Raw genomic sequence first — 18,163 nt, forward strand, 5'->3', positions numbered from 1 at the left:
TAGAAACCTCATGGATGAAGTACTTACATCTTCCCGCCAAACTATTACCGACCAGACCAACTGGTTTGCGTTTGGGCTTTGCTTCGGATGTTACGTGATGGGTGGTACCGTTTCAACACTGTTATCGGTGTTTCTGCCAGTTATTCTGCCCGAATTTGGGGCTAATGCCTCGTCGGGTGCAGTGCTTAATGCTGCTTTTCTATATGGATGGGTAGGTGGTGGATTGGGTTTTGGCCTGGTTGCCGACCGTATAGGGCGGGTTCGGTCCTTAACGATAGCCACTGCTTTAGTCGGTTTTTTTACGCTACTGTGTGTATGGGCAAGTAGCTGGCCAATGATGGCTGCCTTCCGGTTTATGGCTGGTATGGGTGTGGGTGGCGTATTGGTAATAACGACAATCTATCTGTCAGAAATCTGGCCAGAACGTGGTCGTGCAGTAATACTTGGGTTATTGGCGATGTCGTTTCCGGTTGGTATCGTTCTGGCGGGCAGTATGAATTTGCTGTTTGCCCAGTGGCGAACGGCCTTCTGGCTGGGTGTGATTCCACTCGTGTTAGCTCTGCTAGTGGCACAACTTTTGCCAGAATCCCGTCATTGGCAAGCAACCAGAAGTACCGGAAAATCGAGTACGCAATCGCTCTGGCAACCTCAATATCGCCTTAATTTAGTACAGGGTTCGCTTATTTTCAGCGCTGTACTGATTGGTTTATGGGCGGTTTTTTCGTGGACTCCATCCTGGATACAAACCCTTTTTGTGACTGATGCCGATGCGCGACAGGCTCGTGGCATAACCATGATGCTGTTTGGTATAGGGGGAATTCTGGGAGGTGCTGTCTCCGGGCTCTTAGTCAATAAACTAGGGATGCGAACTACATTGCTGGGTACATTTGCCTGTTGCCTGTTTGCCTGCTGGTTGTTATTTGGCACGAATCAGACGTTTTCGCCCCTAATTTATGCAGAAACGGCGCTCCTCTCGCTCTGTTTTGGCGTGAGCCAGGGTACATTATCAAGCTTTGTGCCTCTCCTGTTTCCAATTGCCATTCGGGCAACTGCCTCAGGCTTCAGTTTTAACGTTGGTCGGGTACTGACAGCAACTGGTGTATTTTTTGTTGGTTCGCTGGTTGCCGTTTTTGGCGGCCTGGGGAACGCCTTGCTTTTCTTCTCATTAACGTTTGCACTGGCATTTACCGTGACCTGGTTTAGCCGCCGAGCAACATCTGTTTGATTTCTACGCAAAAAAATAAATCAAATGCCTCATATTCAACTTCCAGAAGGTATTCCCGGTATTCGTAGTCTGGTTATGTATAGACCCGACACGGGAAAATCACTTTATGAGCTTGCTCAAACTTTATTACGGGGCGATTCGCCCCTGAGTCAGGCTGAACGCGAGCTGATTGCGACCTATGTATCGGCTCGTAACAACTGTAATTTCTGTACACAGAGTCATGCCGCAGCGGCCCGGGCTCTATTTGGACCAGACCGGGAGGTAGTGGATTTTGTTCTGGACGAATACAAAACTGCTCCGATTTCAGATAAACTAAAAGCCCTGCTTACCATTGCCGGGCACGTTCAGGCCGATGCCCGAACCGTCAGTGATACGGACATAGCGATCGCCCGTCAGCAAGGAGCGAGTGACCGTGACATCCATGATACCGTACTGATTGCGGCCACGTTCTGTATGTTCAATCGCTATGTTGATGGCCTTGCCACTCTGTCGCCCACTGACTCGGCGGTCTACGAACCCATGGGAGAGCGGCTAGCCCAACATGGTTACGTCTTGCCAGCAACACAGCCACCCGCTAACTAGTTGATCGCAACGATACAAACAATCAATAACTCATAGGTTAAGTTAACCGTATTCCCCGCCTGCTCTGCGGGTGGGGACATATTTTTCTTTAACTGCCAATACGCTCACAAGTAGTACTTAGTAGCGCTCACCAAAAGGCAAAAGTATCCATAGTTATTGGTTAGCTTCAACTGAAAATCAGCAGCCGAACCAGGGGATAATAGGTCCTGGGTTTGGCTGATCTATGTGATCTTTGTCCTATATAACGATGGGTTTATCTAAACCATTTCGAAATAGAAACATCCATGCAACCAACCATTTATTTGATTCCACGCTGGGGTGGCAAAATTCATTCAGATTGGTATGATTGGTTTGGTGCCGAAATCATGGAACGATATGGCTTCTCGGTCATCGTACTGGACATGCCGAACTGGAATCAGCCCGATGTGGATGCAACAATTCAGCATTTGCTAAATCAGATTTCTTACGTAGATAAATTGACCTATTTTATTGGCCACAGTGTAGGCTGTCAGGCTGTAATACAGTATCTTATGGCGAGACTGGAGCAGGATAAATCGTTTGAAATTGGAGGTATTCTGTTGGTTGCAGCCTGGTTTATGGTTGACAAACCTTGGGAAACCATTGAACCGTGGATGGCCAATAAAGGTTTTAATTATCGTGCACTTGCCGAGCGGGTGAAGTTTACAAAGGTAGTCTTGTCAGATAACGATCCCTATACGTCAAATTATGCAGAAAACCAGAAGTTATGGGTCGATCGTTTAGGAGCCAGCGTGACCGTATATCCTCAGAGGGCCCATTTTAACAGTAAAATCGAGCCAGGAGTGGTAGAAGGATTTGCAGAAATGATAGGCTGACCCACTCTCTACTGCCGAAGATCCTATAATGAATTGGCGCAGTATTCCAGGTTCGCTCCTTTGACTTCTAACAATTCAGGCTTTTTCCTTCAGATGATCGTAGCCGTGCTTTAAACGGTTATAGCCATGCGTTGTGATTCGTTCACCAAGTTGCGCATAGAATGCCGGTTCGGTTGGCGTTACTGTAGAGAGTCCGTCTACATATTTATTGTAGAGGCAAAACAACGCAGCAATCAAAACCGTATCATGGAGTTCACGGTCGGTAGCACCCGCGGTTTTTGCCCGTTCAACGGCTTCTGGTGTTACTTCCTTGCCATTTTTCTGCACCAGAGCGGCCACGTGTAGTAAAGCCTTCATTTTATCTGAAACCGGTGCGGTTTCGTAATCCTGCTTTACTAATTCACACGTCTCTGATTCGCCCAGCAGGCGGTCGGCAGCGGCCGTATGGGCTGTGGTACAAAATCGACATTCGTTGCGGGACGATACCAGGGTAGCAATCAGTTCCCGTTCGCCCTCGGTCAGCGTCGATTCGCCACGTAACAACAGTTGAGTCAGTTCGCGGATAGGTTGAGCAGAATCCTGGCGGTATTCTAGCAAGCCGGTTATACCCGGCAAGTGGGCTTCAAGCGGGATATGGGGCATGATAACGAAAGTTTACAGGGTAGCAAACGCGTCGGTCAGAAACGTGGACTGCTGCAAATAATTCGGATCAGGCGAATAAACGAACAGACAGGTTCCTCCCTTTACGGCTTCAATGATCGGCTTTGACAGAGAATAAGGTACTGCGGGACAACCCTGACTGCGGCCCAGACGGCCGTTTTTACGAATAAAATCTTCACAAACATAGTCGGCTCCGTGCAGCACAATGTTACGATTATAGACATTGTCGTTAAAGCCTTTTTCCAATCCTTTCAACTGAAGTGACAGACCATGTTTTCCCATATAGGTATTGAGTGTCTGATAAAAGCCCAGACTACTTTGAAAGGAAGAATTCGTATTCGAGAACTGATTGGGAATCAAATCACCGGAATTACGACCATGCGACACATATGTATTGAAGAGGAGTTTTTTGTTTGCCAAATCAACCACATAGAGCCGTTTTTTGTTGGATGGCTGACTCAGATCGACAATTGAAATAACAGATTTTGTCGTGTCAATTTTCTGCCACCCCCGTATTGCATACTCAAAAACGCTCTTCTGTAAACCAGATTGGGCCAGATTGAGTTGATCATATACGTCAAGCTTTGCAAAACTCCTGACTTTGGGAGCAGCTTTGATTGTGGTAGACGCGGCTACAACACTACGAGTAGATTTGAGTCCGGTGCTTGCAAAATAAGCTAACGCAAGAACTGCCAGAAGCCAAACGACTTTCTTCATAAGCACTAGCGGGCGTTGTTGGGATTTGTGATAGGAAATGTACTAATAAAACCCGGTTCGGATCATTTTAATTCGCTAAACTACTATCTTTTTACCAGAAATTCTTCTTATGACTCCCTACGAAGAAGCTGTTCAAACAGAACTGACCCGCTGGCAACGGGCCATGCAAAAGCCCCCATCGACCTTTGGGCGGCTTTCTACTGCGGTTCAACGACGGATCAATCGCATCATTCCCAGGCGTATTCATCAGTTGATTACAGCAACCATTAAGCAAATGACGCGGGCGGTACTGTTCGGAGCTGAATTTCTGAATCGGCTACCCGAAACAGGTCTGACTTTACCCCAGCGTGAAGCAGCTGTCGTTGACCGAATCAACTTTTACCGAAAGGCCGGAGCCGCCGAAGGAGGAGTTACCGGGGCAGGAGGATTATTGCTGGGACTAGCCGACTTTCCGTTGTTGCTGGGGCTAAAAATGAAATTGCTGTTTGAAATTGCTGCTCTTTACGGCCATTCGGTTAGCGATTACCGCGAACGGGTTTATATACTCTACATTTTTCAACTGGCTTTTTCGAGTCAGGAGCGCAGGCAGGTCGTTTACCGTTACCTTGCTGACTGGCCCGAACATAGCCGCCAGCTTCCCGATGATATCAATCAGTTCGACTGGCTAACCTTTCAGCAGGAATACCGCGATTATATCGATCTGGTTAAAATGGCACAACTGGTTCCGGGCATTGGCGCTGCGGTGGGCATTGTGGCCAACTATCAGCTTGTTAGCCAGCTTGGGCGTACGGCTATGAATGCGTATCGAATGCGGTGGGCGGCAGAAAACGAATCCCTGTTGACCTAACCTACTTTTCCGCCCGTTTATTGGCCTGTTTGCGCACTTCTTCCCGCCAGTTAATGCCTAAAAACCCGAACGCCGGGTGCTGACCACCAATCGTTTGTTTTAGAATTTCGTCAGCAAAATCTAAACCGTTCGATCCATTGGCAAAATAAACCACCGCATCATTGCGGTTATGCTCTGCCATGACATAGCATTTAAATGCACCATTATCGCCCCAATGCCAGAAATAGCTTCCGGTTGGTGTTTGTTCAAGGCCAATACCTAATCCCCAGAATAAGCCCGGAGCCAGTGTATCTGAGCCAGAAAACCGCTTCGGTAATTGACTCTGTGGACGAAACATTTCTTCTATGGTCGTCTTTTTTAAACCCGAAGGCTTTAGAAGAGCCAGAATGAATTGGGAGTAATCAACAGCGGTAGTGTGAAGGGAATAGGCCATGTTTGCCTGCGAAGGTTTGTATTTGGTCTCCGTTTCGCTCGATTCGTTGTGCGGCAGCGCATAATTGCTGTTGAAGGTCGACTTCCAGACAAACCCACTGTTGGTCATGCCCAGTGGTTTCAGCACCCGCTCTTCCATTAGTTCATTGATGGGTTTGCCCGTAATTTTCTCGACCACTTTTTGTAAAAAAACGAAGCCTTCGCCAGAGTAGCCAAATCGATCACCCGGTGAAAAAACCATCGAAAGCTGGTTCGATTCTCTTTTTTTGCGCCAGTTCGGGAAACCTGATCGGTGGCTCAATACTAAACGAGCCGTTATTTTTTGGTAGCGTTCGTCGGCCGCAGCATCTGGATAAGGCATGTATTCATACAAAGGCTTATCTAAATCCAGCTTGCCTTCTTCAATCAGTTGCAATACCACATAGGCAAATACTGGTTTGCTGAGCGACGCAGCTTCGAACACGGTAGTAGGGGTAATCAACTGGGTCGAATCAGCTTTCGTTAAGCCATATCCTTTACTATAAACACGTTTATTCGCTCGAATCAGCACAATGGAGAGACCGGGTACGTGGGCGCTATCCATTAATTGGGTTATGCGCTGATCCAACCGGGAAAACTCTGTATTGGTTGGTGCCGATTGGCCAAAAGCCTGTTGAATCACGACCAGAAAGAGGAAAACCCAGTAGCATAAATTGCCCAAACGTAGTGTAGATGAGTTCATTGGCAACGATTTTCGGAAAGATAGTGAATAGCGGGCCTTCGTTGCATTGCTATTCAGTAGCCATTTAGTTTAAGGTTCCTGGATAAGTTTCTGTTGTTTCCTTTTATGAGTTGATTTTCGACTAAAGATACACCATAATAGCTAACTGCGTCCTACCATGAAAACCTACCTACTGGGAATTTGTCTGTTGTTGATCAGTTCGTTTACGTGTGGGCAGCCAACGGTCGATTCGGTGCAGAATCCCGCTTCTGTCGCTGCGGATGTGCCCGCTTTTATTCCCCTGAACCAGGTGAATTCGCCAGAGCACAAGACGGATGCCCCAGACCACATGAGCGAGCAGAGTATTCTGGCGCTGTGTATTCTTGGCTTTGGTCTACTGGCCATTATTGGCGAGATCTTTTTTATTCAGAGTATGGGCGATGCGTTAAAGATGGATGCCTTCGATGCGCTCCGGCTATTGACCGTTACACTCATTATTGTCGGGGCTCTTTTTGTGTCAATGGGGACCAATGATAATACAAGAACGGCGGCTGCCACTGGCTTGCTGGGTACCATAGCCGGGTACATGCTCGCTCGAAGTGGCTTAACAAAAGGTGGGCCAACGGACGAAGTCAAACGCTGAATACAAAATGAAAACGATTATGATGCTGGTAAATATGGTTATGATGGTTACGGCGGTTTATCCACAGGTAGTACAGCGACCACAACGAGCAGTGCCACCAAAAATTTATAGTCAGCAATCGGTCGTTACGTTGCTGAACAACACAAAAGATCTACTGAAATTTCAACTGCGGTATGATACGCCGGGAGCACAATGGGCTACCTATCAGCTATCGGCCGGTGAGCGGAAAGCTGTTCCCGTAAGAGGGTCATACCTGAATCTGTATATGGCCAATACGGGGAAACTACCTTTAACGTATTCCTTGGTGGCGGGAAAAAACTACCAGTTTTACTGGAGCGTTCCCCGAGGAATGTATGATGTTGATCTGATGCAGTAGAGCGTTTTTCTGGCAACAGTCAACTGTTTGCTTCAGAATGTATAGATCAATTGTGTCTGCAAACCTAGTTCATACGTGCGCTTATCGGTGTGTGAACCGCCAAATCGCCCTAATCGATAAGTCAAGGTAGGCTGTGCTGTCAGTGCCAGATTTGCGTCGATCTGATAAACGGCACCAGCGCCAATCATCGCATTGAAGATCGGGCCGGGATCTGGGTTGAGCCGGAGCTTTTGCGTTGGCAGATCTTCACGCTCGGCAATTACCCGCGACGAGAACGGAATATCTACAAGCAGGGCCAGCGTATAATAAGGTGATAACTGTTTTGTAGATGATCGACAATTGATCATGAGCGGAATCCGAATGCCCCGGTTCCGAATGACCGTGTTGCCCTCACCCGCAATGGGCAGCCGGGCGACACGTGTCGGCAGGTATCGATACCAGATTCCGGCGGACACCGACCAGCCGGGAGCATATGTATAATAACCCGTCAGACCAGCTGAATAACCCACTGTACCAATTGGGCCAGGCAGATAAACAGGTTCAACAACCTGCCCATCACTGTCGGGGAATAGATAAAGCCGATTATAGGCAGTATGAACGTATAAAGGAGTTACTGTCGCCGAAATGGATAATTTTTCCTGACCAAACGAAGGTACAGCCTGTAGTAGTAGCAGGCATAGAAATGAACAGAACAGTTTGGTCATAAGCGTAGTACACGATCATTTGGGGGTGAAATAAAACAAAAAAGGGCACCGACCAACTGGCAGTGCCCTTTTTTGAGGTTCAGGTCTCTTACTTCATGGCATCATTGATGGCTTTGATCTTATCCAGATGCTCTTTTAGGGTTGGTATTGTTTTCGAAGCAAAAGCCTTAATATCAGGATCTTTACCATCCTTACTGGCTTCCTCAAATTCGTCGACATCTTCTTTGTGATCATCTACCATCATGCTCACATATTTCTTATCGAAATCCTTGCCCGACAGTTTGGCCAGCTCATCAACATGTTTCTGGTGCTCTTCGCCCAGCGTTGTTGGCAAAGTAATGTTCTTACTGGCAGCAAGCGCTTTCAGTTCGTCGTTGGCCTGCGAATGGTCCTTCACCATCATAGCACCAAAGTCTTTAACCTGCTGACTTTGTGCCTTTTCCTGTGCCATACGGCCTAGTTCAACTTCAAGCATTCCACCACTTGCGGCTTTTACGGCAAACTCCGAATCATCATCGTCAGATGTATTTTTATCTTCGTTCGCCTGTTCAGCGCGCTCTTCACTGTCTTTCTTTTCGCTAGTACCGCATGATTGCAGTGTAAGCCCGCTGGCAATGAGCATGGCCAGAAGAATAGTCTTTTTCATGGTCTTGTTGTTTTTATAACGTTGATATACAGAACTTTAAATAAAACTTCCCCTGAGCCGTATTGTTTAGACTGTGTGCAGTGAGTTATTTTATGGGCCACTTGGCCGCATTCTCCTACCTGATAACCAGTCCTTTCGTATGCTTTTTTTGTTTTTAAGTGTTCTGCTTTCAGTAGTGCTACTGCTAAACTTCCGGTTGTTTCCAAAGTACGACGTCAATACATTTCAGGCCATTGTTTTTAATTATCCCATCTGTTTTCTGACCGGCTATCTGCTGTTGCCCGCCGGACAATCGTTCACGATTGATTTTCCGCAAACCTGGACATGGCTTGCCCTGGGTTTAGGCGTCGGCTTTATCCTGACGTTTATGCTATCGGGTGCATCTACCCAGCGTATGGGAATCACAGTAACGTCATTAGCGAATAACCTGTCATTGGTCATTCCGGTCTGTTTTAGCCTTTTTGTCTTTCAGGTGGGGGGTAAAGTTTTTGACGCCCTGAATTACCTTGGGCTAGTACTGGCCCTGGTAGCCGTTGGCCTGAGTACGTACAAAAAAGAATCCAACGAATTATCTGTAGAGACACCCGTGCTGGAAGGCCAACCAATTCCTTCGCCCATTACACCACGTCGGTTAGGTGCAAACGTGCTGTTGCCAGTAGCGGTGTTTTTATTTTACGGGGCCACAAATACGATGATCAATTACATGAACATTCGCTACATTTCTTCGGCCGATAAAACCATTGTTGTCATGCTGACAATGGTTCTGGGTGCAGTAGTAGCGGGTTTGGTCATGCTGATCGTTCGGGTAATGCAGGGGAAAGAGGTTATTCAGGGCCGTAATCTGATTGGTGCTGTTACGCTTGGCGTGCCGAATTTTCTGAGTTTCTATACCCTGTTGCTGGCCTTGTCGCAGTTTGGCGGTAACGGTGCGTTCGTGTATCCTCTCTATAACATTGGCGTCATTCTGATAGCTGCCCTCATGGCCGCCGTCTTTTTCCGGGAGCAATTGTCTATCGCCAACAAAATCGGGCTGGCACTGGCCGTATTGGCGATTAGCTTGATTTCGTGGCAGGAGTTGGCAGAATTGTCAAAATGATTCGTTGAAAACGTCCGCCCGAAAGGTATACAATTTCGAACTACCTCGTTATCAGGATTAAATCAGGCGACTATTTCGAAAAGACTCCTTTGGCAATCAGGTATGGAATCAATAGCCAGAGCAGGCCTTTGATCAAAAAAAATAAGAAGCCCAGCCAACCTACGCGCTTGAGCCATATTTTGAACCGCTCGTTCATGGCTGTCGTTTTTCGGGCAAAGATAACCACGAATGCGGTGCAGGAAACACCGTTGTTGCGGATTGTTAGAGACGAGCCAGTTTGCGGTCCAGTAACGCTTGTTCATTAACGGAAGTCGTCAACGAGCGGGCTCGACAATAAGCCTGCCGGGCTGATTCTAATTGACCACTTTGTTCATAAAGATCACCCAGAATAGCGTGGTAGTGATGGCTCTTCTCCAATCCATTTAACGCCAAAACTTCCAGAATGGCCGTCATCGGCCCGTCGACCTTTGCCAGCGCAACTGCCCGATGCAACGCAACAACTGGCGACGGCTTTCGAGCCAATAACAGGTCATAATACAGCAGAATAGTCGACCAGTCCGTCGCTTCATAGGTTGGAGCCACGCAATGAATCATGGCAATACCAGCCTCCAGATGATATTCGCCCGGCCCATCGCCTTCAGCCGACCGGTCGAGATACTCGTGCCCCTTCTGAATTAAAGGCTGACTCCAGCGGCTGCGATCCTGATCGGGAAGTAGCACAATTGCGCCGGTTTCGTCTGTCCGGGCATCGAACCGGGCCGCCTGAAAACACATTAGCGAAAGCAGCGCGTGGACGGCAGGAAACTGTGTTTTTGGCGTCTGGGCCAGTAACAGACACAACCGCATAGCCTCTTCACACAAATCCCTGCGAATAAGTAAATCTGGATGTGATGAGTTATACCCTTCATTAAAAAGCAGGTAAATGCTCTTCAGCACCGTATCCAGCCGAGAAGTAAGCTGCGTGCCCGTTGGCACCTCCAGTCGGATTCCATCCTGACGAATTTTTTCTTTCGCCCGGTAGAGTCGCTTCGTAATGGTTTCATCGTTGGTTAGAAAGGCAACGGCAATTTCATGAACGCTCAGTCCGCATAAAATCTTCAGACACATGGCCATCTGTGATTCTACGGCAATAGCTGGATGGCAGATAGCAAACAGCATTCGGAGCTGGCTATCGGTAATTTCGTCATCAAAAAAATAGTGATTGACCATAGCTTCGGCCGTTTCCTGATTGCTCAGGTAATCAACCTCCAAACTGATCTGATGAAATCGCTTCTCCCGACGGACCACATCCAGAGCTTTATGTTTAGCTACCCGGTATAGCCATGCTCTTGGATTGTCAGGAATACCTTGAAAGGGCCAGCTTTGCAAAGCCTGCATCATCGCTTCCTGCACAATATCCTGGGCCAGATCAAGTCGATCGAAACCGAGCATACACGTCAATACCGAGGCCATCCGTCCAGCCTCATGGCGAAACAGATGGTCAACCAACTGATTTGGCGTCGTCGAGGGCGACACGGTAGCAGAATCTGGCATTGATACTAAAATGGCCCCTCCCCTTTTGGAGGAGGGGCTTATACTGACTTAGCCAAAGTTAACAATAGGGCGTACTTCTACCGACGATCCTTCACTTTCGAAAAGAGGACAGCCGTGGGCTAACTCAGTAGCCTCTTCAATGCTGGCTACATTGAGGAGCATGTATCCCCCAATGATTTCTTTTCCTTCTGTGTAAGGGCCATCCGTAACCAGCTGACCGCCTTTGGTCATAAGCTTACCTGTAGGCATAAGGGCCTCCGTTCCAAGTAGTTTGCCCTGAGCCGCAATACCACCAATCCATTTATTCCATTTTTCCATTTCGGCCTGCATCGCTTCCGGCGACTGATCCATAAAGTTCTGCTCCTGAGAAAATGGCGAGTGGAAGATAAGCATGAATTTGTCCATTCTATTTGTCTGTTTAAGGATTGAAAGATATTGAATTTGTTTTTCACCTCTAAGACGAACGGATGTTCTAAATCCGGACAACTGAATTATTTTTTTGAAATTTTTTTAATCCGGCTTCCTGACTCGACTAATCCAACTATTAACCACCGATGAGGAGACTGACTTAACAGTCGGTAATGCTTCAGTTTGACATAAAGCTAACCAGATGATAAAGCCTCTGTAAGTAATAGCAGGAAGCAGCATCAGTCTATAATGTAACGATAAGATGCACCTTCCCTTAAAGCACCTATATAACTTATTGGTATACAGGTAGGTATAATTTCCGATGATTCAATAAGTTATTTACCGTTGGTACACAAGTAAGCTTGTTATTACCCAGAATTAAGTAGAATTACTCACTTCTCTTATAGACATCCTAATACTAAATACACCGGTTATGAATAATACGTCTACAACTCGGTCAATTAGTTGGTTAATTGGGTTGATCCTGTTCTTTTCCTGGAACTTACGGGCGGAAGACAACCCAGGCCGAATCGAGCCTGGCCATCTGGTTCATTCCAGTGAGATCTTCAGGCTACTAACTCCGGCCGCTGATCTCCCTCCCCTCAGCGCAACAGCTACCGTAGGGGTGCCTTTCAGCTTCGACCTGCCCTTTCTGATCCCCCTTAATGGTACGACCACTGTAAATGTGACGGGCCTACCCGCCAACGGACTAAGCGTTCAACAAGGTTCTGGCTTTGGGTCAGTTATTAAGGGGACGCCCCTCACCGCAGGGGTGATGAATCTAACCCTGGTCAACTCCCAAACACCCAGCGGTCTATCTGCCTGGCAAGCCATCACACTCACCGTCAACCCTCCGCTCCCTCCCCTCAGCGCGACGGCCACCGTAGGGGTGCCTTTCAGCTTTGATCTGCCCTTTCTGATCCCCCTCAACGGTACGACCACTGTCAATGTGACGGGGCTGCCTGCCAATGGACTGAGCGTTCAACAAGGCTCCGTTTTTGGATCAGCCATTAAAGGGACGCCCCTCATCGCAGGAGTGATGAATCTAACCCTGGTCAACTCCCAAACACCCAGTGGCCTATCCGCCTGGAAAGCCATCACACTGACGATTGACCCTCCGCTCCCTCCCCTCAGCGTGACAGCTACCGTAGGGGTGCCTTTCAGCTTCGATCTGCCCTTTCTGATCCCCCTCAACGGTACGACCACTGTCAATGTGACGGGGCTGCCTGCTAATGGACTGAGCGTTCAACAAGGCTCCGTTTTTGGATCAGCCATTAAAGGGACGCCCCTCATCGCAGGAGTGATGAATCTAACCCTGGTCAACTCCCAAACACCCAGTGGCCTATCCGCCTGGAAAGCCATCACACTGACGATTGACCCTCCGCTCCCTCCCCTCAGCGCGACGGCCACCGTAGGGGTGCCTTTCAGCTTCGATCTGCCCTTTCTGATCCCCCTTAATGTTACGACCACTGTCAATGTGACGGGGCTGCCTGCCAATGGACTGAGCGTTCAACAAGGTTCTGGCTTTGGGTCAGCCATTAAGGGGACGCCCCTCACTTCAGGAGTGATGAATCTAACCCTGGTCAATTCCCAAACACCCAGCGGCCTATCCGCCTGGAAAGCCATCACACTCACCGTAACTGGAGGGGCACTGATGCTAATGCCACCCACTTATAACTGTGCAACGGGAGCTTTTCGGTTCAACACCAGCGGAGGAGATGGCAGCCCCATCACTTTCTTCGCCATTGGCATAACAGGATCAACGACTAATCCTGACCAGTTTGTCGATACGGATCAGCGCACTGCCAGCGATGCACCGCTAATTCTGCTCCACGCTACCCAGAACGGGATAACCGTAACCTACCTGTGGGACATCCGCGCTCAGTGCCCGGTCAACAAACCAGGAGGAGGACTGACATTACTAGCGCCAACTTATAACTGTGTAACAGGCTCGTTTCAATTCAATACCAACGGGGGAGATGGCAGCCCCATCACCTTCTTCGCCATTGGTATCACTGGGCCAACCACTTCACCTGACCAGTTTGTCGATACGGATCAGCGCACTGCCAGCGATGCACCGCCAATTCTGCTCCACGCTACCCAGAACGGGATAACCGTGACCTACCTGTGGGACATCCGCGCTCAGTGCCCGGTCACGTCCACTCCCCCAAGCAGCACTTTGACGCTGTTAGCGCCAACTTACAACTGTGCAACAGGGGCATTTCGGTTCAACAGCAGCGGAGGGGATGGCAGCCCCGTCACCTTCTTCGCTATTGGCATTACGGGATCAACGACTAATCCGGATCAGTTCGTAGATACAGAACTGCGCACGGCCAACGATACCCAACCGATTCTGCTCCAGGCCACGCAGAACGGCACGACCGTGACCTATTTGTGGAACCTGAAAACAGCCTGTGGTCGGGCTCGACTTAGTGCGACTGATCCAGACCATAGATTGATTGTGAAGGTACTGGGCAACCCAGTCTTAGGCGAGATGGTACACATAGAGGTGAGTGGGGCTGAAGGCCAGCCCCTGTTCGTAGCCTTACTCAACCAACAGGGACACCCCGTGAGCGAGGGACATATTATGCAGGCGGCTGCTACTGAGCGACTTGATGTAAGGCTTGGCCATTCACCAGGAGTGCATCTGCTTCAGGTGAGTATCCCAGGCCAAACGGAAGTGGTGCGGGTGTTGAAGACTGACTAATCAAATCAACCCGACCTGTTTCCGGATATAAAGCCAAAGCCCGAATCGTAATGATTTGGGCCTTTTGTTCGAGAAAAAAGCAGTAGGACTTTCGCTTAGAAGCATGCCACCGCAACCGCGGACGGTGGTTATTTAGAACATTATCAGAAACCGTGGCACGTTTCTGTACGAAAGTCATAATGCAAAGGTATAGCCTAAAACCTCTGATTGTGGTTTTATTACTAATTATTAGCCTGCCCTATTGTGCCGCAACCAAACGATTCGACACAAGCTTACCTGACTGGATATATCTGACTAAATTCAAACTGATACACTACCTGAAAGCACGCTCCCACGTAGACCACCGGAAAACTTCGTACCTTTGCGCCCATGACGCAGATTGGCACGGATGTTCGTGTAGCAGCCGAGTTTTTACAAGCAGGTAATGTTGTCGGAATTCCGACCGAAACGGTATATGGACTGGCTGGCAATGCCTTTAATCCGGATGCAGTGCTGACTATTTTTCGGGTCAAAAACCGCCCGGCATTCGACCCGCTGATTATTCATACCGATTCATTGACCAAGGTCGAACAGTTTGTCACTTCAGTTCCCGAACCGGCCCAAAAACTAGCCCAGCTGTTCTGGCCTGGGCCATTGACACTGCTTTTACCGAAGCACGACCATATTTCGGATCTCGTTACATCGGGTTTGCCTACCGTTGCCGTACGCATCCCCAACCATCCGCTCACGCTAGACCTGTTGCGCTCGATTGATTTCCCATTAGCGGCTCCTAGTGCAAATCCATTTGGCTACATTAGCCCAACTACGGCCCAACACGTGGCCGATCAGTTGGGCGATCAGATTCCATACATTCTGGACGGCGGCCCGGCCAGCATTGGTCTGGAATCGACAATTATTGGATTTGAGAACAGAAAGGCTACTGTTTTCCGGCTGGGTGGCATGGCCCTTGAGCAAATCGAACGGATCATCGGGCCAGTTGATGTACGAACTCATTCGACCTCGAACCCCAATGCTCCTGGCATGCTAAGCAGCCATTATGCTCCGCGTAAACCACTTGTTTTGCTTAAACCGGGCGAAAGTCCTCAGCCCGACAAACATGCCGGAGCACTGGCTTTCCGAGAGCTTTTTGGAGGCATATCACCTGATAATCAGCGGGTACTATCCCCTACCGGTGACCTGAACGAAGCGGCTAAAAATCTGTTTGCACACTTAAGAACGCTTGATGCGCTTCCCGTTAAGGTTATCTACGCAGAACAGCTTCCCAATCAGGGGCTGGGCTGGGCAATCAACGACCGTTTGAAACGGGCATCGGCACAAGACTGAAACCCTGAAAAAATTAGTCAGCTTCCAGTTCTTTACTGCGCCCCTGCAAGCCACCGGTATGAACAGCTACGACCGTAGCCTCGTTGGGAAAGTAGCCCTGACGGGCCAGATCATAAATACCGTAGAGCATTTTTCCGGTATAGATCTGTTCAAGCTTAACTTCTGTTTTCCGCTCGAATGCCCTAATAAAATCAATCAGTTCGGGCGTAGTTTTAGCATATCCGCCAAAAGGATAGTCAACTTGTCTGGGCCGGGCAAGAGCCAGACCTGCTTCTATCGGTTCAGAATATAATGTAGTCAGGTCAAGCCCTTTTAACACCACAAACCCCAACACCACTGTTTCTTTCGGGGCCGATCGCGCCAGACCGGCAACCGTACCACCCGTTCCGACCGGGCAACACACATAGTCGGGAATACGGCCCAACTGGGAAATTAATTCGGGAATGATTTCGGCCGTACCGTGTATCGCCAGTTCGTTGGTCCCCCCTTCGGGAATCAGGTAACAGGGTCCGAATCGGTTTATCAGGTCGGCCTGGAAGTCCGGATCATCTTTCTGTCGATACTCGGCCCGGCTTATAAAATACAGGGTCATTCCGCACGATTCGCAAAAGGCCAGCGTCGGATTACGCGACGAATTGGCCAGTTCCTCTCCTCGTACGATGCCGATGGTTTTAAAACCAAATACCTGCCCCGCTGCAGCCGTCGCATATAGATGGTTAGAATAGGCTCCACCAAAAGTCAGCAATGTGTTCAGGTGCTGCCTCTGAGCTTCCAGCAGGTTATAAGTCAACTTTCGCCATTTGTTGCCAGATACCAGGGGATGCAGCAAGTCGTCCCGTTTCAGGAAAAGCCGAATACCGACTGGTTCAGGAAATGGATCATTGAGCAGTTGGACCGGCGAGTTACCAGCTAATTCAGACAGTTGCCGGGCAAGTTCGTCCATAATCCTTATTTTTGCTGTTTATACGATTTTAATAGCTCGCCGGGAGGCTATCAGCATACAGGCATCGAAACTAGCCTGAAGCTGCGCAACACCCTCGGCTATGCTACATCTGCAAATCTGAGAAAATGGTAGCGGAAACGGAAGACGAATTACCCGAAGACGACGAATTATACGAACATCACCGCATTGTGGTCGATAAAGGCCAGAGCCTGCTACGCATCGACCGGTTCCTGATGGACCGGCTCCAGAATGCCACGCGCACCAAAATTCAGGCTGCTATTGATGTGGAGTCCGTACAGGTAAACGGTAAAATCACCAAAGCCAGCTACAAAATCAAACCGGCAGATGTTATAACCGTTTCGCTGCCTCACCCGCCCCGCGACACCGATATCAAGCCGGAAAACATTCCGCTGACCATCGTATTTGAAGATGACGATCTGCTGGTGCTTAACAAACCAGCCGGTATGGTCGTGCATCCCGCCCACGGCAACTGGGATGGTACGCTGGTCAACGCACTGGTTTATCACTTCCAGAATCTGCCCACCTCCCGAAATGGTGATATCAGGCCTGGCCTGGTACACCGGATCGATAAAGATACATCGGGTTTGATGGTTATTGCCAAGACGGAATACGCCATGACGCACCTGGCAAGGCAGTTTTTTGACCACAGTATCGAGCGAACCTACAATGCGCTTGTCTGGGGACAGCCGGAGCCAGCCGACGGTACCATCACGGGTTATATCGGTCGAAGCGTGAGGGATCGAAAAGTGCAGGTGATCTATGATGACGAGGCCAAAGGCAAATGGTCTGTTACGCATTATAAAACGCTGGAAGCCCTGCGTTACGTCACACTGGTTCAGTGTAATCTGGAAACTGGCCGTACGCATCAGATCCGGGCACACATGAAGCATATTGGACATCCCTTATTCAACGATGCCATGTATGGCGGTGATCGCATTCTGCGGGGTAATCCGGTCGGAAGCTATAAAGCCTTTGTCGAAAACGCCTTTAAGCTATTACCCCGGCAGGCATTACACGCAAAATCATTAGGTTTTATCCATCCACGCAGTCGCCAGTGGCTCCAGTTCGACTCTGACCTCCCCGACGATTTTCAGGCTACCCTGAGTAAATGGAAGAATTTAATTGCCAATGCACAATGAACACGTTGCAATCAGTCTGCTCATCGTTCCTATAAGCCCATCCTTCATTTTATAGATCCTCTACTACATTATACCCATGATTTCAATTCGTCCTGGCACCCGTACCGACATTCCACAAGCTTTTGCTCTTGTAACTGAACTTGCCGTTTACGAATTAGCAGCTGATCAGGTTTCCAACTCCGCCGAGCAGATGGCCGATGATGGTTTCGGAGCCAATCCGCTTTTCGGGATGCTTGTCGCTGAAGATTCTGAAAGTCAGAAAATTGTTGGCATGGCCTTGTATTATTTCCGGTATTCGACCTGGAAAGGCAAGCGTCTTTACCTGGAAGATATTATCGTTACCGAAGATTTTCGCGGTTATGGTATCGGAAAATTACTTTTAGACGCCACGATTGAGATGGCTCATGAGACCCATTGCACGGGCATGATGTGGCAGGTACTTGACTGGAATAAGCCTGCTATTGGCTTCTATCAGCAATTTGGTACCCGTTTCGACGACGGCTGGACGAACTGTCATCTGGATTTTTGAACAGGGGACAGGATGCCCGGAGCAGGGAGAAAGACCCGTTTCCTAAAATCTCCCTGCTTTGTGCACCCTGCCCCATGC

20 protein-coding genes are annotated in these 18,163 nt (G+C 48.9%); 11 read left to right on the plus strand and 9 right to left on the minus strand.

Annotation, left to right across the window (positions count from 1 at the left end; genetic code table 11):
• The first annotated feature begins 10 nt into the window (after positions 1-10).
• The 3 genes from G8759_RS23840 to G8759_RS23850 all read left to right on the plus strand — a co-directional run bounded on the left by G8759_RS23840 (position 11) and on the right by G8759_RS23850 (position 2,661).
• On the plus strand, positions 11-1,225 hold the full coding sequence (locus tag G8759_RS23840; protein WP_167213630.1) for an MFS transporter: 1,215 nt from the start codon (positions 11-13) through the stop codon (positions 1,223-1,225).
• A gap of 24 nt (positions 1,226-1,249) precedes the next feature.
• Positions 1,250-1,807, plus strand: a complete 558-nt coding sequence (locus tag G8759_RS23845) for a carboxymuconolactone decarboxylase family protein (RefSeq protein WP_167213635.1) — start codon at positions 1,250-1,252, stop codon at positions 1,805-1,807.
• A 284-nt stretch (positions 1,808-2,091) separates the two neighbouring features.
• Entirely contained in the window at positions 2,092-2,661 is a 570-nt protein-coding gene (locus G8759_RS23850; RefSeq protein WP_167213639.1) for an RBBP9/YdeN family alpha/beta hydrolase, read from the plus strand.
• 75 nt (positions 2,662-2,736) lie between these two features.
• Here G8759_RS23850 and G8759_RS23855 read toward each other — a convergent pair whose 3' ends face one another.
• Both G8759_RS23855 and G8759_RS23860 read right to left on the minus strand, forming a co-directional pair.
• A complete protein-coding gene (locus tag G8759_RS23855; protein ID WP_167213642.1) occupies positions 2,737-3,303 on the minus strand; it encodes a carboxymuconolactone decarboxylase family protein in 567 nt (188 codons plus the stop codon).
• A 12-nt stretch (positions 3,304-3,315) separates the two neighbouring features.
• On the minus strand, positions 3,316-4,038 hold the full coding sequence (locus tag G8759_RS23860) for a murein L,D-transpeptidase catalytic domain family protein (protein ID WP_167213646.1): 723 nt from the start codon (positions 4,036-4,038) through the stop codon (positions 3,316-3,318).
• A 109-nt stretch (positions 4,039-4,147) separates the two neighbouring features.
• Between G8759_RS23860 and G8759_RS23865 the strand changes: the two genes are divergently transcribed.
• A complete protein-coding gene (locus G8759_RS23865) occupies positions 4,148-4,885 on the plus strand; it encodes an EcsC family protein (protein WP_167213649.1) in 738 nt (245 codons plus the stop codon).
• Position 4,886: 1 nt separating this feature from the next.
• On the opposite strand, the gene G8759_RS23870 is transcribed toward G8759_RS23865, so the two are convergent.
• Positions 4,887-6,038, minus strand: coding sequence for a serine hydrolase domain-containing protein (locus G8759_RS23870; protein ID WP_167213652.1), 1,152 nt, complete (start codon positions 6,036-6,038; stop codon positions 4,887-4,889).
• Between the two features lie 157 nt (positions 6,039-6,195).
• On the opposite strand from G8759_RS23870, the gene G8759_RS23875 reads away from it, so the two are divergent.
• Positions 6,196-6,660, plus strand: coding sequence for a hypothetical protein (locus G8759_RS23875; RefSeq protein WP_167213657.1), 465 nt, complete (start codon positions 6,196-6,198; stop codon positions 6,658-6,660).
• A 7-nt stretch (positions 6,661-6,667) separates the two neighbouring features.
• Entirely contained in the window at positions 6,668-7,036 is a 369-nt protein-coding gene (locus tag G8759_RS23880) for a hypothetical protein (RefSeq protein WP_167213660.1), read from the plus strand.
• A gap of 32 nt (positions 7,037-7,068) precedes the next feature.
• Here the strand turns inward: G8759_RS23880 and G8759_RS23885 are convergent, their stop codons facing one another.
• A complete protein-coding gene (locus G8759_RS23885) occupies positions 7,069-7,740 on the minus strand; it encodes a PorT family protein (protein ID WP_167213663.1) in 672 nt (223 codons plus the stop codon).
• 88 nt (positions 7,741-7,828) lie between these two features.
• Positions 7,829-8,386, minus strand: a complete 558-nt coding sequence (locus G8759_RS23890; RefSeq protein ID WP_167213666.1) for a DUF4142 domain-containing protein — start codon at positions 8,384-8,386, stop codon at positions 7,829-7,831.
• A 139-nt stretch (positions 8,387-8,525) separates the two neighbouring features.
• On the opposite strand from G8759_RS23890, the gene G8759_RS23895 reads away from it, so the two are divergent.
• On the plus strand, positions 8,526-9,482 hold the full coding sequence (locus G8759_RS23895; protein WP_167213669.1) for an EamA/RhaT family transporter: 957 nt from the start codon (positions 8,526-8,528) through the stop codon (positions 9,480-9,482).
• A gap of 70 nt (positions 9,483-9,552) precedes the next feature.
• Here G8759_RS23895 and G8759_RS36215 read toward each other — a convergent pair whose 3' ends face one another.
• The 3 genes from G8759_RS36215 to G8759_RS23905 all read right to left on the minus strand — a co-directional run bounded on the left by G8759_RS36215 (position 9,553) and on the right by G8759_RS23905 (position 11,420).
• Positions 9,553-9,678, minus strand: coding sequence for a hypothetical protein (locus tag G8759_RS36215; protein WP_262889773.1), 126 nt, complete (start codon positions 9,676-9,678; stop codon positions 9,553-9,555).
• A gap of 65 nt (positions 9,679-9,743) precedes the next feature.
• Entirely contained in the window at positions 9,744-11,015 is a 1,272-nt protein-coding gene (locus tag G8759_RS23900; protein WP_167213672.1) for an RNA polymerase sigma factor, read from the minus strand.
• Positions 11,016-11,063: 48 nt separating this feature from the next.
• Positions 11,064-11,420 (minus strand): YciI family protein, encoded by a 357-nt coding sequence (locus G8759_RS23905; RefSeq protein WP_167213675.1) that lies wholly within the window; start codon positions 11,418-11,420, stop codon positions 11,064-11,066.
• 436 nt (positions 11,421-11,856) lie between these two features.
• On the opposite strand from G8759_RS23905, the gene G8759_RS23910 reads away from it, so the two are divergent.
• Positions 11,857-14,130, plus strand: a complete 2,274-nt coding sequence (locus G8759_RS23910; protein WP_167213678.1) for a hypothetical protein — start codon at positions 11,857-11,859, stop codon at positions 14,128-14,130.
• Positions 14,131-14,499: 369 nt separating this feature from the next.
• Positions 14,500-15,453: an L-threonylcarbamoyladenylate synthase gene (locus G8759_RS23915; RefSeq protein WP_167213681.1), complete on the plus strand. Its 954-nt coding sequence runs from the start codon at positions 14,500-14,502 to the stop codon at positions 15,451-15,453.
• 13 nt (positions 15,454-15,466) lie between these two features.
• On the opposite strand, the gene G8759_RS23920 is transcribed toward G8759_RS23915, so the two are convergent.
• Positions 15,467-16,396 carry a 1-aminocyclopropane-1-carboxylate deaminase/D-cysteine desulfhydrase gene (locus G8759_RS23920; RefSeq protein ID WP_167213684.1) on the minus strand — a complete coding sequence of 310 codons (930 nt, stop codon included), beginning with the start codon at positions 16,394-16,396 and terminating at the stop codon, positions 15,467-15,469.
• A 125-nt stretch (positions 16,397-16,521) separates the two neighbouring features.
• Between G8759_RS23920 and G8759_RS23925 the strand changes: the two genes are divergently transcribed.
• Together G8759_RS23925 and G8759_RS23930 are read left to right on the plus strand one after the other, a co-directional pair.
• The gene (locus tag G8759_RS23925) at positions 16,522-17,556 is read left to right on the plus strand and encodes an RluA family pseudouridine synthase (protein WP_167213687.1); all 1,035 of its coding nucleotides are present in this window, start codon (positions 16,522-16,524) and stop codon (positions 17,554-17,556) included.
• Positions 17,557-17,632: 76 nt separating this feature from the next.
• On the plus strand, positions 17,633-18,085 hold the full coding sequence (locus G8759_RS23930) for a GNAT family N-acetyltransferase (RefSeq protein WP_167213690.1): 453 nt from the start codon (positions 17,633-17,635) through the stop codon (positions 18,083-18,085).
• The last annotated feature ends 78 nt before the right edge of the window (positions 18,086-18,163 follow it).

The organism is Spirosoma aureum (assembly GCF_011604685.1).
In the GTDB taxonomy this organism is placed as follows: domain Bacteria; phylum Bacteroidota; class Bacteroidia; order Cytophagales; family Spirosomataceae; genus Spirosoma; species Spirosoma aureum.